This window comes from Clostridium sp. 1001283B150210_160208_E6 (assembly GCF_015669365.1).
Lineage (GTDB): Bacteria > Bacillota > Clostridia > Clostridiales > Clostridiaceae > Clostridium > Clostridium paraputrificum.
The window spans coordinates 102,769-126,405 of record NZ_JADPAA010000004.1 but is presented as its reverse complement, the minus strand read 5'-3'; the positions used below and the strand labels follow the sequence as shown (position 1 = coordinate 126,405).

Here is a 23,637-nt window from a genome sequence, read left to right as displayed (position 1 = left end):
TATAACTACTTAATTTGCCACTTACAAATTCTACTTTGTAAAATATCTATTACCTTAAACATAACTATACCTAAAAGGCTTATTATAATTATTCCACAATACATTCCTTCATAATCAACCTTAATCCAAGAATTCATAATATAATATCCTATCCCATACTTTGTGGCATAATTTTCTGCAAAAAATAGTGCTGCCATGCTTGAACCTAAAGCTATTCTCATAGCTGTAAATAATCTGGGTAAGGTTGCTGGAATATAAATATGCTTCATCATTTGAGATTTTGAAAGCTTCAAAGACTTAGCAGATAATATAAGCTCATTAGGTATTTCCTTTGCTCCGTCTCTAACTGATATTATTATTTGAAATATTGCTATTGCTACAATTAATACTATTTTAGAAGTATTTCCAAGACCAAATAAGATCATAAATACTGGTAAAAATGCTATTCTTGGAACTGGAAAAAACAAATATACTATAGGGCTTATTAAATTATCCAGTTTATCATTAACCCCAATTAGTATTCCTATAGAATATCCTAGTATAGTTGTAATTAATAATGCTATAAGTAATCTTAAAAGACTTGCTATAAGGTGAGTTGAAATAATACCATATCCTACTTTAAAAAGCCTTGATATAACGTCTATTGGATTAGGAATTACAAAAGAATTTAATATAATGTGAAGTAGATACCAAAATATAAATACTACTGTTATTGCATAAATATATTTGTACACATTATTAAACTTTTTCATTGCTAAATCCCTCTAAAACATCTCTTATTTCATTACACTTATCAAAAAACTTATAACTTTTTCTTATATTCCCTTGTCCATAAAATTCATTATCTATAACCTTCTTTATCTCACCATCTATGACAATAGCTATCTTTTTACCTAACACCACAGCCTCTTCTATATTATGAGTAACTATGATGTATGACATATTATATTGTTCTTGTATTTTACATAGTATATTTTGAAAATTTTCTTTGTTTATTGAATCTAAAGCTGATGAAGGCTCATCCATTAATAAAAGATCTGAATTTAAAACTAACGCCCTGGCCAAAGCCGTTCTCTGCTTTTCTCCTCCACTTATTTCAGCAGGATATTTATCTAAAACATGTTTTATGTTTAAATCTAAAGCTATTTTATCTATGTATTTTTCCATATCTTCTTTTGATGAACCCTTTACTATAAGACCTAACTTTATATTCTCCTTTACAGTCTTCCAAGGAAAAAGACCATTGCTTTGTAATATGAGATTAGTATCCTTAAATTCATTTGAAATATTTCCCGTTTTTATTTCCTTTTGATTTGCAAGAGATAATAACAATGTACTTTTCCCACATCCTGATGGACCTATTATTGAAAGTGTTTCCCCTTTATATAAGGAAAAAGAGATGTTCTTCAATATCTCTCTTTCCCCATAACTAACATATAGATCTTTTACTTCTAACATTATTTAGATACAAAATCCTTCGTTACTACATCTTTATATTCTAAGTTTAATTCATTTCCTTGTAGTTTTTCAGTCCAATCTTCGATTTCCTTTAAGTAGCTTTCATCAGGAACTCTTGTTTTGTGATATGTTGGTAATACCATTAAATCTTTTACCTTTGAATTTAACTCTAACTTTGAAACTAATATATCCTTAGCTTCTTCTGGATTATTTATTATATCTTCAACAGCTCTGTTATAAGCTTTATGGAATCCCTTAACAGTGTTAGGGTTATTCTTTATAAACTCATCTGTAAAGATTATTCCATTTGGAGTATAGTCATCAGGTTTACCATATACTCTCTTCTCTAATCCTTTAAGTTGAGCATTTGAAGCTAGTGGTTCTGGTAAAACTGCCATATCTATCTTGTTTTCCATTAATGCTTGCATTCTTAAAGGCATTTCATTAATGAATACTTTTTCTACATTGTAATCAGTTAAATATTGATCAGCTAAGAAGTTTATTACACTAACTTCCATTAATCCAACTTTAACATCCTTCTTTTCTTGGAAGTTCTTTGATAATACAATTGGGAACATTCCATCAGTAGTTGTAGTTATCTTAGCTTGTAATCCACCTTTAACATTATTTAAGAATTGAATCATACTAAGCATTGCAGCATCAAGCTCACCAGCTTGAATTGAACTTTGCTTTGTAGCTCCATTTGTGAATATTTCTAGTTCTAGATTTACCCCTTCTTCTTCAAAGTATCCTTTTTCCTGTGCTAATAAAATTGGTGCTGAATCAGCTGCAGACATTACTCCTAATCTAATTTTAGTGTTTTCATCTTGTGTTCCTTTATTAGAAGTACACCCTATTAATGAAATGATCATAACTAATGACATTGCTACTAATAACAAGCTTTTTCTAATCTTCTTCATAACGTTTCTCCTTTAATATAAATTTATTTTTTCTGCTCTATAACATTTATAACCTATTGGCTTAGTTATATCAGTATCTCTTAATTTAACTTCAAAAACCACTTTGCCCTTTGATATTTCTACTATAGTAATTTGATTTTTCATTCTATTACTTTTCATATCATCTATTGGATTACCGAATATATCCTTAGTTATCCCCCCAAAGCATATTAATCTATTATTATTTTCAAGAATTCTTACAGCTCCTAAATATGCACAATATAGCTCATTTCCTCTTTCCTTACCATATTGCCACACTTGATTAACAGTCATATTCTCTTCATCAATTTCATACTCAACTGCACGACTATAGTTATTATGTGCTAAAACTGCCTTTTCTAATTCATAACTCCTAAAATTTCCGTTATCAAATATAACAAGATTCCCATCTTTAGTTAATGAAGGTGTATGTTGAGCATAGCTCCACTCAAAATCATTCCCTATTGGTTTAAGTAAATATTTTTTAAGTTCATCATTCCATCCATAATGAGGAGCTAATATCCACTTTATTTCAGATGTATCTTTATCAAATTTAACTACAGTACTTTGATTTCTTGATGACGCAATTATAGAATTACTTTCTTCATCATATACTAATGAATTTAGATGTAACCAATCCAATAGATGATTTACAGATATTTTATCAATAACAGTTTCTCTATTAAAATCTAATATCTTTCTAAAATCCCATTCATTTATTACTTCTTTAGTATTTCTATCTATCTCTACCAATAAATCTTGTTTAGTATTTTCTCTTTGAGTAATAGCTAAGAAGTTTCCATTTGGTAATTCAATTACATCATGATGTAATCCATATTTTATAGGAAAGAAATTTATAATTCTTCCAAGCATATCAATCTCTATAAAACCAGCTGCAGTATAGGCTCCACAAATACCACTTGATATTGGCGCATCTACTATTAAATTCCCATTCTTTAGCTTCATAAACACGTGACAAGATACTCCAGTATAAAGCCATCTCACTTGTGCTTTATTATCTATGATAGAATATAAATGCTCTACAGTTCTTACACCTTCTGCTCTTCCTAAAGACATAGCCATCATACCATCATACATATTACTTTCATCACATGTAATTAACTCTATATTAGGATATCCTTCAGGTAACTTTGAAGTTTTTATGTAATACACAAACTCTTCTTTTCTATTCCCCTCATAATTACATATAAATCTTATACAATTATCCTTATCCTCAATTAAACCTAATATAGGTATTTCATGATCCTTTTTCAATTCTTTAAACTCTTTCTCAATATCTTCTTCAATAAATATAGTTACTGAGCATTCTTCTTCAGTTTGAAATTTCATTAAAGCTGATAATGGACAAGTGTCAAATGGATTCAATACTATAAGTGGATTAGATTCTGTATAATTTTCTTCTGCATATCTAGACTCTATACCTTTTATTATTTCATTTTGTTTTTTTAGTAATTCTTCCATATATTCACCTCCTATAATCTAACTATTAGCGCATAATATTATATCATCAAAATATATTAAAAAAAAGCATACTATCATAATTAGATAGATATGCCATTTTATATTAATATACAAATAAATAAATTCCAAACCAATGCAATAGTGCCCCTATTAACACAAAAAAGTGCCAAATAAAATGATCATACTTTTTATCTCTTGCAAATGGAACCATTCCAACTGTATAAACAATTCCACCAATTAAAATCATAAATAATAATGGTATATTATTATGGAAGAAGTCAGGTAACATTATAAGACCACTCCATCCTATAGTGAAGTATAAAGTAAAATGTATCCATTTCCACTTTCCTGGACCAAAGATAGCAAGCATTATAATTCCAAAAACAATTAATGACCATTGTATACAGAAAAGTACAATTCCTAAGGTATTCCCCCAATAAACTAGATATAGTGGAGCAAAAGTACCACCAATAAGAAGATAAATAGATGCATAATCAAACCTTCTCCATATTCGTTTTACCTTAGAGCCACTTTTAAATGAATGATATAAACAACTCATCAACATTAAAATAAATAAACTAATTCCATAAAAACAAGATGCCATTACCTTCATCCCAGTATCTGATTTTAGTAATAGCAATATGAAACCAACTAATGCTAATACTGCTCCAACACCATGTGTTATAGCATTTCCTACTTCCTCTAGAATAGTCAAAACTGGTGGTTCATTTAGTTTTTGAAGTTCTTGCTTTCTTTCTTCCTTATTATTAACTTTCCTTTTCATAATGACATTACTCCTTTACTTAATGCATATACCTACCTATAATTATAATACCTATAGCTTTATAAAATACTTAAAAATTACTTATCCCTTTAAATTTGTGTATACTATTCTTAAGCGAGGTGGTAGATTTGAAATATATTATATTTGATTTGGAGTTTAATCAAAGTTGTAATAAAGAAGATAAAGTTCTTCAATTACCCTTTGAAATAATACAAATTGGAGCTTTAAAACTTGATGAAAACTTTAAAACTATTTCAACATTTAATAAATTAATTAAACCTACTGTTTATAAATATATTCTTCCTTACATTCAAGAATTAACAAAGATTACTGATAAAATGGTTTCTACTTCTCAGAACTTTATAGAGGTTTATTATGACTTTATGAATTTTATAGGAAAAGAAGATATTACATTTATTATTTGGGGAACTGTAGACCTAAAGGAATTGTATAAAAACATTCTTTACTTTGAGCTTCCAATTGAAAATCTTCCTAAACTTTATATAGATATTCAAGACTATGCAAGTAAATATTTTAAACTTCCAAGTGGAAAAAGGATTGGACTAAAAAATGCTCTGGATTTTTTAAACATCTCTATAAGTGATGAACTTCATGATGCTTTTAATGATGCCTATTATACAACTGAGATTTTCAAAAAATTATATAATGATTCAATAGAAGCAAAAACTTATTCTCATAACACTATTAGAATAAAATCGGAGCCTAAAAAAATAATTGATTATGATGGTCTAATTATACAAATTGAAAAAATGTATAATAGAAAACTAACTTCTGAAGAAATAAGCATGATAAAATTAGCTTACAATATGGGTAAAACTAATCAATTTCTTAAACCTTTAAATGAATAAAAAGATAGTAGCCTCACCTATTATGTGAAAGCTACTATTTTTTACTAAAGTCTATACAATTTTCATTTGATAGCTTTTCTTCTATAATATTTCTATTTAAATTAACCCAACTAATGCAATTATCAAGAATTATTGCATCACTAGATACTACATTTTCCTTTGATTTCAAAACACTATCTACATTATCAATATTCTCTACTTCTATTTGAAGTTCTAAACCTTCAAACATCTCTAGAATCTTCATTTTTAACCTACCAGAATTGGAAACTGGCCTATCTAAATAAAATATAGCTTTTTTAATTTTATGTTCTAATAAAAATTCACCTATTAACTTAATTGCAACCTCAGTTTTATCTATAACTGAATAAGTCCCTCTAAGTCCTGCTAAATCCCTTATAGTTTCATCCATAGACTTAATAATTAAAGAATTAGATAAAGCAACTTCTAATGTTATTATTGTATTAAATCCATCTATATGTACCACTTCTATATTTGAAAGGTTAGTAATTTCCTTAGCTTTTCTTTTTATAACATCATCATATTTAGATATTCCTCTTACTAATGCAAGCCTTTGTCTTTCAGATAAAAGATAATGATTGCCTACGAAAGTTGAAGCTCCCTTAATCTTGTATCCTCTATTTAATAAATACAATAAATCATCTGATGCTTTATATAACTTATATAAGTTTTGATTTTTAAATTCTTTCTCATCTGTAGGTACATAGCCTCGTCTTGTTATTTTACTCATAATAAATTTCCTTAAATATTTTATTTATTAATATTATTAGGCTAAATACTATAAAAATACATATAAATATTCTATTTTCTTTTAATCAGCAATAACTGTTTCATTATCTAAATGATTCTTTGTATTTAATATGAATTTAACTAACTTACTTCCATAAGGTAAACAGAATTGTATAAAAGGTCCTGTACTTAACATTGAAATTATAGTCCCTATTCCTACTTTTCCACCTAAAACAAACCCCAATAAAAGGAATACTCCATCAAAAATAATTCTTATCCACCTATATTCTATTTTAGTTTTATCTTGAATAATAAAGGGAACAATATCATTTGGTGCTACTCCTAGATCGCTTTCAGACATTATTGAAAATCCTACTGCAATAATAAGACATCCTAACAATACTAATAGAGCCCTTATTAAGTAATTATAGGATTCTACTGGAAAGTAAGAAACTATCCTTACCCCAAAATCTATTATAGGACCAACTCCAACAACACATATTAAAGTACCTATTTTTATTTTCTTTCTATCTACTAAAATTATAATAGTAAATAAAACTATTAATATTATCATATTAGCAACTCCTGGAGTCACCTCAGTCTTTCCAGCTATTAACTGTACTATTGAAAGTTCCTTTAAGCTTGTCCTATTTAAAATAGTTGCTAAGCCTTGAGTAAAAACTGTAAATGGGTCTGAACCAATATTTGTTTTAAGAAATAATGCTACTCCTAACTGTATAATGCTCATTCCTATAAAAAATAATATTAGTCTTTTGGTTAAATTAATTGCTTTATTCAATTTTTTCACCCTTTGCTTTATTTTTTGCTGAATTTCGTGCTACAACTTTCCCATTTTAATATCTTTTTTGTAATATTTTAAATTCTATCAAATATTCTATATTAAGCTTGCAACTTTGTCAAAATTTTATCAACACCCTAAAGCTTCGCTACTTTTTCTTTTACTCTTAACTATACTTGTTACAAATATTAAAAATGCCACAACTAGAGAAATGGATGAATATGCATAAATCCATCTATATCCACAAGCTACAACAACTTGCCCCCACATTATAGAACCTATACCGTATCCCCCATCTATTAATGCATAATATATAGCATTTGCCATACCTCTACTACTTTTACTTGCAGAGTCTAAAATTAAAAGGTTAACTATAGGTAACAATGAACCAACCATAACACCACATAAAAATCCCATGATTATTAACATTATATAAGTTTTAGTTACAGCAATTCCAAATATAGAAGCTGCAAATATAAGTACCCCACTAGATACTACAACATTAGTTCCTAGTTTATTAACTATTTGATTTATAAATAATCTTGATGCAAGTATCCCCATAGCATTAATAGTGAAAAATAATCCAATATTGCTAAAGCCAAGCTCAATTCCATATAATGCAGCAAAGGCTAAAATTGTACTTTCTGCAACTGCTGCTATAAATAATACTATTGATGGAATAATTATTTTACTAATAGAAATTCCTTCACCATCACAAGTTCCTTCTTCTTTCTTAGAAACAACTTCTTTATAAGATAATTTAAACGAAAGTAAAATAGTAAATAAAGCTACAGCTGCTGTTACTATAAATAATACATTAAATTTATCATAATTCTCCCCAACTAAGGCTAAGGCGATAGATGGTCCAATTGCTGTTGTAATAGTTATTCCTACTCCTGAATAACCAATACCTTCAAGCATTCTAGACTCTGGAGTAACATCTGTTACAATTGTAGCAATTGCTGTTGACGATATACCAAAACCAACTCCTTGCATCACTCTTAAAAAAATAATTATATAAATATTATTTGTAAGTAAATATGCAACAGTTGATAATACTGTAATTCCAACACCAAACATCAATACTTTTCTTCTACCAATCTTATCTAACATTTTTCCCGCTACTATTCTTATAAATAATGCCGCTAAAGTAAATGCCCCAGTCATAACACCTGCATATGCATCAGTACTAGTAATTTGCTTTGCATAAATTGAGATTGTAGATAATAACAAGTTACATGCAAGATTCACTCCTATTGTAATAACTAAAGCTAAAATAAAATTTCTTGTCCATAATCTTTCCTTCATTTCCACCGCTATATCTCCATTCTTTATTTTTAACATTATTTATTTTAATAACATACTTGAAAATAGATTGTAGTCTATACTACAATTTAATAAATAAATTTTTTATATTAATGGTGATTACAATGGGTACAAGCTATAAATTTCTTCCTGGCTCTTCAATAGATATTACACCTGAATTTTATGAAGTCTTTGAAAGCGCAGGTACAATACAAAGATACAAAAAAGATGAGATTATATATTTTCAAGACGATAGAGCTGATAATTTTTACTTAATAAAATCTGGTCGCGTTAGAATATTTTTAATATCAGATCAAGGAACTGAACTTACAATTGAAATATTAAGACAGGGAAAGCTGTTAGGTGAGTCTTCATATTTTTGTTATGGCTCTAGATTAACCTCTGTTAGTGCTGCTACAGATGTTGAATTAATTTCAATAAATTTAAATGAGCTGTATCCCTATCTTACTAAATATCCTGAATTAATGATTCAAATGTTCCATCTTATGTCCCTATCCATACAAAATTTATCCATTCAGGTTAATAGTATGGCATTTTTAAGTTCTGATAAAAAGCTTGCTCAACTACTATTACGCCTTGGGGTATATTTTAAGAAAAATCAAAATGACTCTACATATATTATTGATTATTCCCATGAGGAAATTGCTCAACTTATTGGTAGCTGTAGAGTAACTGTAACTAAGTTTTTAAATAAGTTTGAAAAAGAAGGACTAGTATCCCTTGGATATAAAAAGGTAGAAGTGATAAACGAAAAGAAACTTAGATTATTTGCTTTTTCATAACAAAAAACTGTACTAAAACAAGTACAGTTTTTTTATACGTATTACTTATTATCTAAATTCCATACAATAATGTCTTCATAAGGATTTGTCTTAGATAATGCGATTTTAGTTATTTCTCCACTAAAAATATTAAAATTCTTTTCTAACTCTTCAAATGCTAAGATCAACTCTTCCTTAGCTAACTTTTTTGCAATAGTTGTATGTGGCATCCACTGAAATGGCAGATAATATTTACTAATAGATATATTTTCTATAAGAGATATACCTTCATATATATTAACTGATAGATTATGCAAATATTCATTTAAAATTGGTGCCAAAAATATAACAGATGATTTAAATATTCCTATTGATGCCCAAGTTATTATTCCTCTGTTAATCTCTCTAATTCTTTCATCTAATATTTTTATAACTTTTTCTTCCTCATTAGTTTGGAATGATGCAATAGTTATATGTGGTGGAACATTATTATCAGTCATAAAAGTATTGCCACTTTTCTCTGATACTTTATTTATAAAGCTTTCTATTCTTACTGCTGCTTTATCATCAAAATATAAAGATACTAAATACATATTTTCCTCCACTAAATTTATATTTATAAATAACTCTAAGATGATTATATAAAATAGATTAACAAAAATCTAATAATAAACTTTAAACTCCATCAAAATATACTTCTATTTCATCTAATGTTGGAATTGACGGTATCGCACCATAATTAGTACAAGTTATTGCTCCAACTTTATTAGCAAAACTAATTATATTCTTCCATTCTTCAACTGTAATACTCTTTTTATCTTTTATTTCAGCCACTTTCTTTAATACAGCTCCAACGAACGCATCTCCAGCACCTGTTGAATCTACTTGTTTGATATTTATTGATGGAATTATACTATTTTCTCCTTGAACACTTAAATATGTTCCCTTAGAACCTATTGTTATAGTAACAACCTTAACTCCTAATTCATGCAACTTCTTAACTCCAATATCTAAATCTTTTTCTTTAGTTATTAATGTTAATTCTTCATCACTTAACTTCGCAAAATTGCATACCTTCAAAAACTCAATACACTCACTTACAAATTGGTCTAACATATAATCTTTTATTAATGTATCTCTATAGTTAGGATCAAATGATATATATATACCGTTCTCTTTAGCATATTTTAATAAACTGAAATATGTTTTCTTTAATTCTCCATCTAAAAAACCTGTCGCTGATCCAAAATGAATTATATCTGAAGATGTTATTTTAGATGTATCAATTTTATCAAACGAATAATCTCCATCACTTCCTCTAATAAAATCAAAATTACGTTCTCCACTAACATCAATTCCAACTAAAGCTAAAGTAGTATTTCCATCTTTCACTGTCATATCTGTGTTTATATTTAAACTTTTTAACATTTCAACTAAGTATGTTCCAAAGAAATCATTACCTACTTGACCTAAAAAATATGACTTTCCACCTAATTTGCTAATACTTGCAGCAACATTAGCAGGTGCCCCGCCAGCTTTTTTTTCAAACTTTTCTCCATCCTTTAGTCCTTTGTTATCAACACAAATCATATCTATTAATAATTCACCTATGCAAAAAACTCTATTTCCCATAACTAATTCTCCTTAGTTTCTAAATTTGCAATTAATTTTATTAAGCTCTAAAATAAGCTTACATCAGCAGATTATTAATCTACTAATGTAAGCTACTCTCTACACTCTTATAATTCTATAGTATTTCACCATTACTATTTATAACATCTTTATACCAATAGAAACTCTTTTTTCTTATACGCTTTAAATCTTTTAAATCAAATTCATCTCTATCTATATATATGAATCCATAACGCTTTTTAAAGCCAGAATGTGTACTTACTAAATCCAATGCCGACCAAGGACAAAATCCAAATAATTCAACACCATCTGTAATTGCAAGTTTAGCTTGCTCAATTTGTTCTCTTAAATAATCTATTCTATAATCATCATTTACAGTTTCATCATCATTAAGATCATCATATTCACCCAAACCATTCTCTGTAATTATTACAGGTAAATGATATCTTTCGTATACACTTCTTAATGTTGCTCTAAATCCAACAGGGTCAATTTCCCAGTTAAATGGAGTTCTTCTTAAATTAGGATTATATTCAGCTTTATAAACTCCTCTTTCTCCTAATTCAATTTGTTGATCACCATCATCAGGACCTACTTTTTCATCTGTAATTAAACTTTCAGAAACAGTAGAAGTATTATAGTAATTAAAAGCTATGAAGTCTGGTTTAGCAGCTTTAAATATTTCAAAGTCTCCCTCTTCAATTTCAGGTATAATCCCCTTCTCTTCCATGTAGCTCCATGCAAGAGGATTATATTTACCATAAACAGCTATATCTAAGTAAAGCCAATTTCTAATAGCATTTAAGTTCTGAGCTGCAAGAAAATCTTCTGGTCTTGATGTTAATGGATATACCTCACTAATATTGGGTGCAGGACCAATCTTTCCATTAGGACACATATCATGACACATTTTCATTACTTTTGCTTGCGCAAGTAACATATAGTGATTTTGTTGATATAACTCCTTTTGAACATCGCTTACCTTTCCTTTAACAGTTCCTATAGCAGCGCCATGAAGAACCATCATATTTTGTTCATTTATAGTAAGCCAATACTTAACCTTATTTCCATAGTTTTCAAATAGAACTTTTGCATATTTACAAAAAGCAGCTATTGTTCTCTTATTACCCCATCCACCAATTTTATCTAGAGCATCCGGTAAATCAAAATGATACATTGTTACTATTGGTTCTATATTATATTTTAAACATTCATCTATAAGATCACTATAATGCTTAACTCCTAATGGATTTACTTCTCCATCACCATCTGGTATGATTCTAGTCCAAGCTATAGAAAATCTATATGCCTTAAATCCCATTTCTGCAAAAAGCTTAATATCTTCCTTATATCTATGATAATGATCACTTGCTACTTTAAAGTCTGTAGTACCTGGTACAACATCTTTTGTATCTTGAACTGATAATCCCTTTCCATCTTCATTATATGCTCCCTCTACTTGATAAGCAGATGTTGAAGCACCCCACAAGAAGTTTTCTGGGAAGTTTTTCGTCTTACTATAGTACATATAATTACTCCCTATCTATTAGCTAATTTTTCGTTTTCTAAATTCATTAAATCTACTTTTCTTATGAATGGGAAGTAGATTCCAAATGAGATACATAATATTACAACTTGAGCTACTGCCATTTTCCATCCACCAAGTAAGAATCCTGATATAATTGGAGGGCATGTCCAAGGAACAACAACACCACTAAATGGTGGAACTAAACCAAAGCTAACTGCACAATATAAAAGTATACCTACAACAGTTGGAGTTAATACGAATGGTACTAGTAGGAATGGATTCATTACTATTGGAGTACCAAAAATAACTGGCTCATTTATATTGAATAAACCTGGTACTAATGATAATTTACCTAGTTGTTTACATTGTGTTGACTTTGCAAAGAATGCCATATATAATACAAGACCTAGAGTAATACCTGTACCTGTAAGATTTATGTAAGCAGATGTAAATTGATCTGTAACAATATGAGCTCCATTAGCAATAGTTAATGCATTACCACCATCTATAATTGCTTGGTTTGCAGAAATATTTGAAAGTAATATTGGTAACATAATTCCTGTAACTATAGTTCCTCCATGAACACCGAACCACCATAAAATAGTAGCAATTAAACAATACACTATTACTCCACCTATTGAGTCAGTCATACCTTGTAATGGTGTTTGAATTATTTTATATATAAATTCTACCATTGTTGTATCTAACACAAATTTAAAGAATACATAAACAAACATTGCACCTGTAATTAAAACAGCTCCTGGAATTAATGACGCAAATGAGTTAGCAACACCACTTGGAACTCCTTCAGGCATCTTTATCTTTATACCTTTTTTCATAAACCAAGAATAAACAGCACCAACTACTAAACCAATGATTATAGCTGTTATCATACCTTGTCCATTAGTCCAATCCTTTGATATTACATTAGTAACCTTTGCACCATCTCCATTTACAGCATATGAATTAGTTACAATTAGAAAAACTGCAAATGCAATAACCCCTGCTGATAAAGCCTCATATCCTTCATTCTTAACATAAGAATATGCAACACCAACAACAGCTATTAATGCTATTATATTAAATGTAGCACCATTAATTTGTGCTAATGGATCTGCCCAACCATGGCTATTAATAAAATCTGTAAATGGTTGATATGGAAAATTAGCTATTAATAGAAATATAGACCCTATCATTAATAATGGTAATGTAAATAATATTCCATCCTTTAAAGCTACAATCCCTTTAAGATTAACGAACTTAAGTATATTTGGTATTATTGTATCATTCATAAAATTATTTATTTTTTCTTTCATGTTATTCTCTCCTTTTATCATGAATGTATAATTTTAAAATCATATGTTTTTAAATTAGCTTTTAATGTAGCATAATTTTCTTCATATTTTCTTGTTATTGTAATGATACTTTCTCCATCTAAATCTACGTTTATATCACCATCTAAATTAAACGCTTTATGAGTGTTTCTAAATCTCATAAGCTCTAACAAATCGCCAACTACATTTCTATTAACTTCTTCAGCTACTTCTTCCTTAGTATAGTAGTGACGATTAATATTTCTACCTACTTTTGTTTCTTCTAAAAGCTCTAGATCATTTTTACCTGCAAGCATACCAACATAATAAACTTGAGGTATCCCCGGTGCAAAAAATTGAATTGCTCTTGCTAAAAGATAAGCCTTATCATTATCACCTAATGCCGAATAATATGTGCAATTAAGCTGGTATATATCTAAATTATTATAAGCAGAAGTATTATATATCTTCTTTACATTTGCTCCAAACTTAAATACATCCTCCTTAGTTCTCATTATCTCTTCATCTGGCATTAAGTCCTTTACATCAACTACTCCTATACCATCATGAGTATCTAATGTTGTAAATTGATTTTTAGGACATATATCAAGCCAGTTCTTTAAATAAGTACCATTTCCATAATATAATGCATTTAATAAAAGCATTGGTAGGGCAAAATCATAAACATAATATCCTTTTTCTGCAATCTTTAATTGCATTGAGTAATGTTCATGAATTTCTGGTAAAAGCTTTACATCATATTGCTTTAATATTTCATCGCACTCCTTTAGTAAGTTCCATACCTCCGGTTCGACAAAGAAACAGTTTGTATCTATTTTTTTAGTCGCATATGCAAAGGCATCTAACCTTATCATTGCAGCTCCATTCTTCGCTAAAAACTCAAGGTTTTCTTTAGCAAATTCTTTTCCTTTTTGCGAATCACAATGGATATCAATTTGTTCTTCATCAAAGGTACACCATACTTTTTCTTCTGTACCATCTTTGAAATTTGCCATTACATATGGTGCTCTTGGCTTTCTTTTATAAATCATATCTACTTGTTCTTCAGAAGGACCACCATTCTCAAAAAAATTCTTATATCTTATAAATAAGTCCTTATATTCTGATTCATCTTTTTTGCCTAGAAAATCTTGATAATATTCACTTTGCGCTGAAATATGATTAATCATATAGTCATACATTAGAAAATATTTTTTGCTTAACTCCTCTATATCTTTCCATGTTCCAAAGGCTGGATCTACTTTTTTATAAGTCATTGGAGCAAATCCTCTATCCCCTGATGAAGGAAAGAAAGGTAGTATATGAATTCCGCCGATAGCATCTTTAATATGCTTATCTAAAATCTCTTTTAATTCTGAAAGATTCTTTCCTAGAGAATCAGAATATGTAATTAGCATTATTTTATTCTCTACCTTTTTCATAGCTTCTCCTCTCCTGTATAAATTTCACAATGTCATTATATAATGGTAAAACTTAATTTGTCAGTAAGATTAGGACCATAAAAAATGTAATTGGTTTCAAAGAATTTTATTACAAAGTAAAAAATATATTTTTTTACACAAAAAAAGACCTACAAACACTTGACATTTTTCTTGTAGGTCTTTTATATTAACTTAATTTTTCACTAAATAGTCTTCTTGCTAATGTTTCTATTATATACATAACAGGAATTTGAGTTGTCATATCATTCATATTATGTTTAGTATACGGTACATAATATGAAATATTATGGTTTGATATTTTAGCTAAAGTACAATTTTCTCTATTTGTGATACTAATTATATTACAATTTAAAGATTTTAAAGTATTGACTAATCTAATAGTTTGATCTATTTCGCCTGACACAGATAAAACAATAACAGAACATCCCTCAAATACATTTCCTTCTATTTGAAAATATGGATCATCAATTGCTAAACTAAATTTTCCTGCTCCTGAAAAGTACCTAGCTCCATACTTTCCCAAAGCCCCCGAATTGCCCAATCCAATCCAAATTATCCCTTTAGACTCTCTTATAACATCTACTATATTATGTAACTTATCCTGAAACTCCTTATTTTTGTATTTTTTCAGGCTGTCTACGATTTCATCCAAATCATCTTTTTGACCATTTTCAACCTTCTTATCTAAATATAGCTTAAACTTAACCTTAAATTCTGAATAACCATCACATCCAAGTTTTTTACAAAACCTCAAAATAGTTGTAGTTGATACATGGGCCTCATTAGCAACATCTTTTATTTTCATCTTTATTATTTTATGTGAATTTTCTACTATATAGTTATATACAGAAAGCTCTAGGTCATTTAAGCTTTGAATTACTTCATAACTAAACATACAACCATCTCCTTAATATTTATGATAATATAAAATATTTTAAATTAAAAGAGTTATGGTAATATAAAAGGCTAGTTATTTCTTATATCAATTATTTAGAACAATAAAATAAATGAACTTTAATTTTGATACGTAATATGTAATTTATCTAAATACTCAAATCTCTTAATTTCCCCAGCATCTAAATCTTCTTTATTCATATCTATAGCACTTATTCCATTATTGTTATATGTTGTATAATAATATATACCTTTTTGTTGGCACATACATGAAGTATATAAGGTTATATCATCTAAATTATCACTTATAACAGCACCCTTTGGCATTGCTACATTATTTAACATATGAAAAAATTGACTTATCCCAGTCATTAAATCTTCTGCTTCTGAAAAAGTTGATTTTAAATATGCTATTCTTACAAATCTATCTACTCCTGAAAATCCTCCTGGTAATCCATTTGTTCCAAGGCCTACTCCTAATGGTTTTAATTCTTTATCTCCCCACTTTATAGGTTCTGGTTGAATTGGCGTAGTTTTCATATACTCATTCAAATTAGTTAAATGCCAATCAAATGTTGGGGAATTAGTCATAACTCCAATTGGGTTCTCATAAAATTTTAAACCTTCTTTTGTTTTTTCTATAACTATAGATTTTCCATTTTTATCTGCAACAATCCAATGAAGAGTTGGAAGTGGTGTTTTTTCATCAATTGGAACTGCAACTAATTCTACATTTCCTAATTCTCTTAAAACCTCATCTACAGTTTCAAAATTTGATAGTATCCATATAATCAAATCATATGGAGCTAAATTATTTTTGCCTAAAACTGGCTTATCTTCTAAGTAAGAGTAACCAGGAAAATTTAGACCTGCACATCCTAGCCCTTTCTCATTAAATGCATCTGCAAATGCTGGATAATCACCTATAACACTTGCCATACCTAATATTGCGTATTTAGTTTTTTTCATATTTCCAGTAACTCTATCTCTATATTCATAATTTCTAGGTACTAAGGTAACTGCTTGATTAAAAGAGTATGATAAATCCATATTTCTTCCAAATAAACTATATCCATCTTTTGTTTTTAAAGTTAATGCTGTACACATTTTTACTACCTCCTAATAAAGCTTTTATTAAAATTACATTAACCTAATTTAGATAATATTATACTAATCCACATAATTACTAGCTTATAGGATTATTTTTTTGTTCCTCAAATAGCTGAATAACATAATTAAAAGAATACTAAATTAAAACTTAGAAGAACTAGATTATATATTTGTAATCTAGTTCTTTTTCATACATTTCTACCTATAAATTTTATTAAATCATCTAATTTGCCACTTCAAATTGACTGTAATAAAGAGATGCATAGAAACCATTTTGTTCTAGAAGACTTTGATGAGTTCCTCTTTCTATAATATCTCCATCTTTAACAACTAAAATCATATCTGCATTTTGAATAGTTGACAATCTATGTGCTATGACAAAACTCGTTTTATCCTTCATAAGTCTTGATAAAGCCTTTTGAATTTCTACTTCTGTCCTTGTATCTACACTTGATGTAGCTTCATCTAATATCATAACTGTAGGATTTGTTAACATAGCACGAGCAATAGTTAAGAGCTGCATTTGTCCTTGAGAAACATTAGATGTTTCACTAGATATTACTGTATCATATCCATGCTCTAGTGTACGAATAAAATGGTCACAGCAAGCAGCTTTTGCAGCAGCTATTATTTCTTCACGAGTAGCATCCATCTTACCATAAGCAATATTTTCAGCTATTGTCCCTTCAAATAGCCATGTATCTTGAAGAACCATCCCAATTTGTCTACGCAATATATTTCTAGGAATCTCATTAATATTAACTCCATCAATTGATATAGCTCCTCCATTTAATTCATAAAAACGCATTATCAAGTTAATTAATGTAGTTTTTCCTCCACCTGTTGACCCAACAATAGCTACCATTTCATTTGGTTTTACTTCAAGATTTAAATTCTTAATTAAAGTTTTCTCATCTGTATATCCAAACTTTACATTTTTGAAATCTACCTTTCCCTTAGATATAAGATTCTTATCAAATGAGAATTCATTTAACTTATTATCTGCAACCTCTTCTTCTTCATCTAATAACTCAAAAACTCTCTCAGCCCCAGCAATAGCAGATTGTAGAGACATAATAACATAAGAAGCTTGAGTTACAGGCTCAGATACTTGATTTACGTATTGTAAAAACGCTTGAATTCCACCTAATGAAATCTGTCCATTAAGTGTCATTATTCCGCCTACAATAGCTGTTGCTATAAATCCTAATTGATTTAAAAGACGAATAGTTGGATATATAGCAAAATCTATAAACTGAGCCTTTCTATTAGCTTCAAACTGCTTTTTATTAAGCTCAGTCACTTCTTGAATTACATTCTCTTGTTGATTAAATATTTTTACAATAGGATTTCCAGAGTACACTTCTTCAATTTTTCCACTTAATTCACCCATAGCATCAAAATTATATGCATAATAACGTTGACTTAAACTTGATACATAATTTGTTGCAATAGCACTAATTCCAATGAATATAAAAATTAATAAGGATAACTTTAAATTTAATATAAGCATTGAGATAATTGTAAAGATAATTGTAAAACAAGAAGATATAAACTGCATAAAACCGACCTGCATTACTAGGGATACTTTTTCAAGGTCAGTTGTTACTCTACTCATAACATCCCCTTTTTTATGTGAGTCAAAATATTTCAATGGAAGCTTATTTATTTTCTTACTAATATCTTTACGTAATGATAAAGTTAAATTCTCTCCAACACTAGATATTATATATTGCTGGATATAAGTAAGAAAACTATTAACAATAGATATTAGTACCAGCATTAAAACTGGCATAGCTAGTGCCTGCGCCACCATTGATAAAACACTTACAGATTTATCAAAGCTATTAATTGCATTTACTAGATTATTTATAGCTACCCCAACCATAAGTGGAATAACTGCATAAAATATACTGCTAAGTAGTGCTAATACACCTACAATTATTAACTTCTTATTTTGAGTTTTTAATGTTTCCATTAATCTTCTAATAGTTTTCTTTGTATTTTTAGGAATATCCTCACTAAAAACTACTGTTTCTTTCTTTTTATCCTTCTTCATAAAATCAAACCTCCTCTATACTCATCTGACTTTTAGCAATTGCTTGATATACAGAGCAGTTTTTCATTAAGTCAATATGTTTTCCAATGCCAACTAATTTTCCTTCATCTAACACAAGGATTTGATCTGCATCCATAATTGTACTTACTCTCTGTGCAATTATTATCTTAGCTGCATCTCTCATATTTTCTTTAAGTGATTTACGAAGTGCTGAATCTGTCTTTAAATCCAAAGCAGAAAAACTATCATCAAAAATATAAATTGGGACCTTCCTAATTAGAGCTCTTGCAATAGACAAACGTTGCTTCTGCCCACCTGAGAAATTTGATCCACCTTGGGAGACCTCAGACTTTAGCCCAATAGGTAATTTATCTACAAAAGATTTTGATTGAGAAATACTTAATGCTCTCTCCATATCTTCTTTAGTTGCCTCTTTATATCCCATCCTTAAATTATCCTCAATTGTCCCACTAAATAAAAAGGCTTTTTGAGGAACGTAACCAATTGTATCTCTTAATTCCTTTTGAGAAAGACATCTTATATCCACACCATTTATTCGAATTTCTCCTTGATCTATGTCATGTAACCTTAAAATAAGGTTAGCAATAGTACTCTTACCAGAGCCTGTACTTCCAATAATAGCTGTTGTCTCACCTTTATTACATGAAAATGATATATCTCTTATAACAGGTTCCTCTGCCCCCTTATAAAAGAAAGACACATTTTCAAATTCAACCACTGCACAATCGTCCTTTGCACATTTCTTTTCTATATTAAAATCCTGAATCTCTGGATTGATTTCCAAAACTTCCTCTATACGATCAAGGCATGATTTCATTTTAGGAAGAGTAACACTTGTTGTTGTAGCCAATATTAAATAGCTTAATGTAATAATAGAATATTCAGTTACAGCAGTTATCTGGCCAATTTCCATTGACCCCTTCATAGAAAATACTCCACCTACCCAAACTATAATAGCTACGGACACGCCAATCATAAGCCATATTGTAGGATTTAATACAGCAAATATCTTATTTAGCTTTATCATATCTGTAGCATAATTCTTAAAGGCTTTACCTGCTCTATCTTCCTCGTATTCTTCATTTCCAAAAGCACGAATAACACGGATTCCAGTAATAGATTCTCTTATTACTTGATTAATATAATCCAATTTATCCTGAACCCTTTTAGAAATAAATATTGATTTCTTAAGTACTAACCTAGCAAAAACTATAAATATTACTACAGATAAAATAAGTACCAATGCTAAAGTTAAACTAGTATATGTTGTCATAGCTATAGATGCAACAATAATAAGTGGGGCTGGAACTATAAGCTGTAAGACCAACCCAAAAGTCTGTTGCAGATTAGAAATATCTGAAGTTGTACGTGTAATCATAGAAGAAACTCCAATAGTGTCAAAGTCATGAATAGATAACTCCTGACTCTTACGGAAAATCTTATCTCTCATGTAATATCCAAACACTGCAGCAAGGTCAGCAGAATAATAACTTCCTAGTACAGCTGCCACTGTTGTTATTAAAAGAACTAATAGCATTTGGCCACCTATATTAAGAATCTCATTCATATCACCTTTTAAAATTCCATTATCTACAATCCCTGCTATTAGAAATGGAATTAATAATGTCCCTACTGCTTGTCCTAAAAGCATGATTAATGTTATTCCTACTTTGCCTTTTCTTTCTTTTAGGAATAGTTTTAAATACTTCATAGTTTACCTCCATTATGTAAGTAATTTTGATAAAATTTATTTTCAGTGGTATTATAAAGCTTAAAGTAACTTTAATGTCAATAGTAATTTAAAATTTGGAGGTTATTATGAAAGATGGGTCTAATATGCAAATTAAGGAGTTCTCTGCTCTTACAGGTATTAAACGTGAAAATTTAAGATATTATGATCAAATTGGACTGTTGTCACCAGAATTCCGTGGTAAAAATGGCTACCGCTATTATACTAGAAATCAATTAACCACAGCATATTTAATTACCTCTCTTAGGGAAATTGGAATCGGAATTGAAGAAATAAGAAGATATATTGATATACGTACTCCTGAAGAAATGTTCTCCTTATTTAGCTCACAGAAAAAACATATATTAACTGAAATAAAAAAGCTTAAGCGTATATTAGAAGTTATGCAACTTTATGTTGATATGGCAGAGGAAGCTATTAAATATAAAGAAAATAGTATAAATATTGAATACAAAAAGAAAGAACCTATTTTCTTAGGCCCTATAGCTTCTAAAGACTCCTCTAATGGGTCTGCTATTTCATTTTATAATTTCGCTTATGAAAATGGAATTGATATAGGTTATCCCCTTGGTGCTATTATTAGTAAGGAAGACATTGAAGCAGGAACTCCTTTATATGTAACTCAATATTACTTTAAAGCTATAAATGAACAAAATTCATATAAGCCTGAAGGTAAGTATGCAGTTTTCTATGGAAGATGTGCTTATGGAGAATCTGATGATCTTTATGAAAAATTATATGAGTTTATAAAAGAAAATAATTTACGCATATGTAGTGATGCCTATGAGGAATATCCCCTAAATGAACTTTCAACAAAAGATGAAAATCAATACTGTGTTAAGATAGAAATAATGGTAGAAGATACTTAATTTAAATACTTAAGGAGTTCTAATAAAAAGGAAAATTAAATTTGTGAAAATAAAAAACTGTACTACTAAAAGTACAGTTTTTTTCTATGGTGGAGGCGACGGGTGTCGAACCCGTGTCCGAAAGCAGACCAGCCTGACTTTCTACGAGCGTAGTTTGTGATTAAAATTTCGGTCATGAGTTAGCTCACAAACAAACTCCTCACTCCCTAGCTTCATAAATACCCCTCTAGCTCAAAGCTTTGCTAGACTTCGTTTCCTACTTTATGACACCAGCTACCCAAGACGTAGGCATCCTGGACTGATGAGCGGCTATATTAAGCTGCTAATGCAAAATTATCTTCTGCGTTTATCTTTAATGCATACTTGATTAACGAGGGAACATGCTTACCTCGGCTCGCTTATCAAACCCATCTTACCCCCGTCGAAGCCAAAACGCCCCCATGTTGATAAGAAGAACTTTCAAAACAAATTGCAATATTTAGTTTTTAATTTCTTCAGTGAATTCATTATATAATATAAAAAATTCACTGTCAATGTGACGGCCCTCTGAAATAATTGCCACGTATAAATATGATTTTTTGAAAATAATTCTATAAATAAAAGAGAATACTACTACTGAACTTATTAAACAAAGGAGAAAAATTTATGGAGATTTGGATCAGCGATGTGTTATCGGTAATAAAAGAAAAAAGATTAACCTTACGAACTGTTCTTCTAGTTTTAATTCTCATGTACATCTTAGCATATGCTTTATTTTTAATCACAGGAGAATCAACTTCAGTAGAATACCAACCATTTTATAACTTCACTATAGAAAATATATAAAAATTTATTTAAAAACTCTCTCTATAGCTTCCAAAATTTTTTTGAAGCTATTTTTTTATTTTATAAAATAATTCATAGCTCCACCAACTCCTCCCTCAATCTGCATTTTTGCTATGTATTTATATATTGTTATATTTATATATTGTTATATTTATTAGAATTTTTATTATAAAAGAATTTTTCTAAGATTTATTATTTATATTAATAATATTATTTTTATTTTTAATTTAACTAAAAAAAGAAACGCTAACGAAGCAAAGTTTCATCCTCATCTTTATTATCATTTTCATCCTTATTATCTTCCTAACCCCGCATTTTTCCTATAACTTTTTAACTTCTTATCTTTTTAACTTCTTAACTTTCTGCTCTTATATCATAACAGTAAATAAAATCCAAATAAAAATTTTAAATTAATCACTCTCACTCTTCTCTCATAAACTTAAGTTAAAATCAAAACTTCTCTCTTACAAATAAAACTTTCATATTACCACTGCCGATCTATATATTTCAAAAACTCTAACGACAGCAGAGTTTCCTCTTCAACTTTATTATCTCTTTTATCCTGGCTATCTTTTTTATCTTACCTCGTACCTTAGCTCTCACAAACTCAACTTAAAATCAAAATCCTATTCCCACAAATAAAACTTTCATAATTACCACTTCCGATCTATATATTCCAGAAACTCTAGCGATAGCAGAGTTTCCTCTTCAACTTTATTATCTCTTTTATCCTGATTATCTTTTTTATCTTACCTCGTACCTTCGCTCTCACAAACTCAACTTAAAATCAAAACCCTATTTCCACAAATAAAACTTTCATATTACCACTTCCAATCTATATATTCCAGAAACTCTAGCGACAGCAGAGTTTCCTCTTCAACTTTATTATCTCTTTTATCCCGATTATCTTTTTTATCTTACCTCGTACCTTCGCTCTCACAAACTCAACTTAAAATCAAAATCCTATTCCCACAAATAAAACTTTCATAATTACCACTGCCGATCTATA

General features: G+C 29.1%; 21 protein-coding genes and 1 other RNA gene. 4 read left to right on the top strand and 18 right to left on the bottom strand.

Annotated elements, in window-relative coordinates; translation table 11 throughout:
- Nucleotides 1–5: 5 nt before the first annotated feature.
- The 5 genes from I4V16_RS06725 to I4V16_RS06705 all read right to left on the bottom strand — a co-directional run bounded on the left by I4V16_RS06725 (nt 6) and on the right by I4V16_RS06705 (nt 4,662).
- Nucleotides 6–752, bottom strand: a complete 747-nt coding sequence (locus I4V16_RS06725) for an ABC transporter permease subunit (protein ID WP_027098711.1) — start codon at nt 750–752, stop codon at nt 6–8.
- Nucleotides 739–1,458 (bottom strand): ABC transporter ATP-binding protein, encoded by a 720-nt coding sequence (locus tag I4V16_RS06720; protein WP_207745416.1) that lies wholly within the window; start codon nt 1,456–1,458, stop codon nt 739–741. Before I4V16_RS06720 ends, I4V16_RS06725 begins: the two co-directional genes overlap by 14 nt.
- Nucleotides 1,458–2,378, bottom strand: coding sequence for an ABC transporter substrate-binding protein (locus tag I4V16_RS06715; RefSeq protein ID WP_049179305.1), 921 nt, complete (start codon nt 2,376–2,378; stop codon nt 1,458–1,460). Before I4V16_RS06715 ends, I4V16_RS06720 begins: the two co-directional genes overlap by 1 nt.
- 12 nt (nt 2,379–2,390) lie before the next feature.
- Nucleotides 2,391–3,878: an aryl-sulfate sulfotransferase gene (locus tag I4V16_RS06710; protein WP_049179304.1), complete on the bottom strand. Its 1,488-nt coding sequence runs from the start codon at nt 3,876–3,878 to the stop codon at nt 2,391–2,393.
- Between the two features lie 103 nt (nt 3,879–3,981).
- Nucleotides 3,982–4,662, bottom strand: a complete 681-nt coding sequence (locus tag I4V16_RS06705; RefSeq protein WP_051195991.1) for a hemolysin III family protein — start codon at nt 4,660–4,662, stop codon at nt 3,982–3,984.
- A gap of 128 nt (nt 4,663–4,790) precedes the next feature.
- Here I4V16_RS06705 and I4V16_RS06700 point away from each other — a divergent pair, with 128 nt between their 5' ends.
- Nucleotides 4,791–5,531, top strand: a complete 741-nt coding sequence (locus tag I4V16_RS06700; protein WP_049179302.1) for a 3'-5' exonuclease — start codon at nt 4,791–4,793, stop codon at nt 5,529–5,531.
- 34 nt (nt 5,532–5,565) lie between these two features.
- On the opposite strand, the gene I4V16_RS06695 is transcribed toward I4V16_RS06700, so the two are convergent.
- The 3 genes from I4V16_RS06695 to I4V16_RS06685 form a co-directional block, all read right to left on the bottom strand.
- A complete protein-coding gene (locus tag I4V16_RS06695; RefSeq protein WP_027098717.1) occupies nt 5,566–6,279 on the bottom strand; it encodes a DUF434 domain-containing protein in 714 nt (237 codons plus the stop codon).
- Between the two features lie 81 nt (nt 6,280–6,360).
- Nucleotides 6,361–7,077 carry a membrane protein gene (locus tag I4V16_RS06690; RefSeq protein WP_027098718.1) on the bottom strand — a complete coding sequence of 239 codons (717 nt, stop codon included), beginning with the start codon at nt 7,075–7,077 and terminating at the stop codon, nt 6,361–6,363.
- A 129-nt stretch (nt 7,078–7,206) separates the two neighbouring features.
- Nucleotides 7,207–8,391 carry an MFS transporter gene (locus I4V16_RS06685; protein WP_111918368.1) on the bottom strand — a complete coding sequence of 395 codons (1,185 nt, stop codon included), beginning with the start codon at nt 8,389–8,391 and terminating at the stop codon, nt 7,207–7,209.
- 116 nt (nt 8,392–8,507) lie between these two features.
- On the opposite strand from I4V16_RS06685, the gene I4V16_RS06680 reads away from it, so the two are divergent.
- A complete protein-coding gene (locus I4V16_RS06680; RefSeq protein WP_027098720.1) occupies nt 8,508–9,185 on the top strand; it encodes a Crp/Fnr family transcriptional regulator in 678 nt (225 codons plus the stop codon).
- Between the two features lie 41 nt (nt 9,186–9,226).
- Here I4V16_RS06680 and I4V16_RS06675 read toward each other — a convergent pair whose 3' ends face one another.
- The 9 genes from I4V16_RS06675 to I4V16_RS06635 all read right to left on the bottom strand — a co-directional run bounded on the left by I4V16_RS06675 (nt 9,227) and on the right by I4V16_RS06635 (nt 20,895).
- Nucleotides 9,227–9,757 carry a 2'-5' RNA ligase family protein gene (locus I4V16_RS06675; RefSeq protein ID WP_027098721.1) on the bottom strand — a complete coding sequence of 177 codons (531 nt, stop codon included), beginning with the start codon at nt 9,755–9,757 and terminating at the stop codon, nt 9,227–9,229.
- Nucleotides 9,758–9,839: 82 nt separating this feature from the next.
- Nucleotides 9,840–10,796: a carbohydrate kinase gene (locus I4V16_RS06670; RefSeq protein WP_049179300.1), complete on the bottom strand. Its 957-nt coding sequence runs from the start codon at nt 10,794–10,796 to the stop codon at nt 9,840–9,842.
- A 115-nt stretch (nt 10,797–10,911) separates the two neighbouring features.
- Nucleotides 10,912–12,324: a glycoside hydrolase family 1 protein gene (locus I4V16_RS06665; protein ID WP_049179299.1), complete on the bottom strand. Its 1,413-nt coding sequence runs from the start codon at nt 12,322–12,324 to the stop codon at nt 10,912–10,914.
- A gap of 11 nt (nt 12,325–12,335) precedes the next feature.
- Nucleotides 12,336–13,640 carry a PTS sugar transporter subunit IIC gene (locus tag I4V16_RS06660; protein ID WP_049179298.1) on the bottom strand — a complete coding sequence of 435 codons (1,305 nt, stop codon included), beginning with the start codon at nt 13,638–13,640 and terminating at the stop codon, nt 12,336–12,338.
- A gap of 17 nt (nt 13,641–13,657) precedes the next feature.
- On the bottom strand, nt 13,658–15,079 hold the full coding sequence (gene gtfA / locus I4V16_RS06655; RefSeq protein ID WP_099328982.1) for a sucrose phosphorylase: 1,422 nt from the start codon (nt 15,077–15,079) through the stop codon (nt 13,658–13,660).
- Between the two features lie 187 nt (nt 15,080–15,266).
- The gene (locus I4V16_RS06650) at nt 15,267–15,995 is read right to left on the bottom strand and encodes a MurR/RpiR family transcriptional regulator (protein WP_049179296.1); all 729 of its coding nucleotides are present in this window, start codon (nt 15,993–15,995) and stop codon (nt 15,267–15,269) included.
- Between the two features lie 119 nt (nt 15,996–16,114).
- Nucleotides 16,115–17,101 (bottom strand): choloylglycine hydrolase, encoded by a 987-nt coding sequence (bsh, locus tag I4V16_RS06645; RefSeq protein WP_111937326.1) that lies wholly within the window; start codon nt 17,099–17,101, stop codon nt 16,115–16,117.
- Between the two features lie 226 nt (nt 17,102–17,327).
- Nucleotides 17,328–19,163, bottom strand: coding sequence for an ABC transporter ATP-binding protein (locus tag I4V16_RS06640; protein WP_195966595.1), 1,836 nt, complete (start codon nt 19,161–19,163; stop codon nt 17,328–17,330).
- Nucleotides 19,164–19,167: 4 nt separating this feature from the next.
- Complete coding sequence (locus tag I4V16_RS06635) at nt 19,168–20,895, bottom strand: ABC transporter ATP-binding protein (RefSeq protein ID WP_049179293.1); 1,728 nt, start codon at nt 20,893–20,895, stop codon at nt 19,168–19,170.
- Nucleotides 20,896–21,002: 107 nt separating this feature from the next.
- Here I4V16_RS06635 and I4V16_RS06630 point away from each other — a divergent pair, with 107 nt between their 5' ends.
- Entirely contained in the window at nt 21,003–21,803 is an 801-nt protein-coding gene (locus I4V16_RS06630; RefSeq protein WP_049179292.1) for a MerR family transcriptional regulator, read from the top strand.
- Between the two features lie 87 nt (nt 21,804–21,890).
- On the opposite strand, the gene ssrA is transcribed toward I4V16_RS06630, so the two are convergent.
- Nucleotides 21,891–22,243: a transfer-messenger RNA gene (gene ssrA / locus I4V16_RS06625) on the bottom strand.
- 205 nt (nt 22,244–22,448) lie between these two features.
- Here ssrA and I4V16_RS06620 point away from each other — a divergent pair.
- The gene (locus I4V16_RS06620) at nt 22,449–22,628 is read left to right on the top strand and encodes a hypothetical protein (RefSeq protein ID WP_195966594.1); all 180 of its coding nucleotides are present in this window, start codon (nt 22,449–22,451) and stop codon (nt 22,626–22,628) included.
- Nucleotides 22,629–23,637 lie beyond the last annotated feature (1,009 nt).

Bases quoted from the DNA above. Each gene is read 5' to 3' on its own strand.
- I4V16_RS06695 (WP_027098717.1), bottom strand. From the start codon at position 6,279: ATGAGTAAAATAACAAGACGAGGCTATGTACCTACAGATGAGAAAGAA.
- I4V16_RS06620 (WP_195966594.1), top strand. From the start codon at position 22,449: ATGGAGATTTGGATCAGCGATGTGTTATCGGTAATAAAAGAAAAAAGA.
- I4V16_RS06675 (WP_027098721.1), bottom strand. From the start codon at position 9,757: ATGTATTTAGTATCTTTATATTTTGATGATAAAGCAGCAGTAAGAATA.
- I4V16_RS06715 (WP_049179305.1), bottom strand. From the start codon at position 2,378: ATGAAGAAGATTAGAAAAAGCTTGTTATTAGTAGCAATGTCATTAGTT.
- I4V16_RS06660 (WP_049179298.1), bottom strand. From the start codon at position 13,640: ATGAAAGAAAAAATAAATAATTTTATGAATGATACAATAATACCAAAT.
- I4V16_RS06705 (WP_051195991.1), bottom strand. From the start codon at position 4,662: ATGAAAAGGAAAGTTAATAATAAGGAAGAAAGAAAGCAAGAACTTCAA.
- I4V16_RS06680 (WP_027098720.1), top strand. From the start codon at position 8,508: ATGGGTACAAGCTATAAATTTCTTCCTGGCTCTTCAATAGATATTACA.
- I4V16_RS06630 (WP_049179292.1), top strand. From the start codon at position 21,003: ATGAAAGATGGGTCTAATATGCAAATTAAGGAGTTCTCTGCTCTTACA.
- I4V16_RS06725 (WP_027098711.1), bottom strand. From the start codon at position 752: ATGAAAAAGTTTAATAATGTGTACAAATATATTTATGCAATAACAGTA.
- I4V16_RS06635 (WP_049179293.1), bottom strand. From the start codon at position 20,895: ATGAAGTATTTAAAACTATTCCTAAAAGAAAGAAAAGGCAAAGTAGGA.
- I4V16_RS06650 (WP_049179296.1), bottom strand. From the start codon at position 15,995: ATGTTTAGTTATGAAGTAATTCAAAGCTTAAATGACCTAGAGCTTTCT.
- gtfA (WP_099328982.1), bottom strand. From the start codon at position 15,079: ATGAAAAAGGTAGAGAATAAAATAATGCTAATTACATATTCTGATTCT.
- I4V16_RS06710 (WP_049179304.1), bottom strand. From the start codon at position 3,878: ATGGAAGAATTACTAAAAAAACAAAATGAAATAATAAAAGGTATAGAG.
- I4V16_RS06665 (WP_049179299.1), bottom strand. From the start codon at position 12,324: ATGTACTATAGTAAGACGAAAAACTTCCCAGAAAACTTCTTGTGGGGT.
- bsh (WP_111937326.1), bottom strand. From the start codon at position 17,101: ATGTGTACAGCATTAACTTTAAAAACAAAAGATGGATATAGTTTATTT.
- I4V16_RS06670 (WP_049179300.1), bottom strand. From the start codon at position 10,796: ATGGGAAATAGAGTTTTTTGCATAGGTGAATTATTAATAGATATGATT.
- I4V16_RS06640 (WP_195966595.1), bottom strand. From the start codon at position 19,163: ATGAAGAAGGATAAAAAGAAAGAAACAGTAGTTTTTAGTGAGGATATT.
- I4V16_RS06720 (WP_207745416.1), bottom strand. From the start codon at position 1,458: ATGTTAGAAGTAAAAGATCTATATGTTAGTTATGGGGAAAGAGAGATA.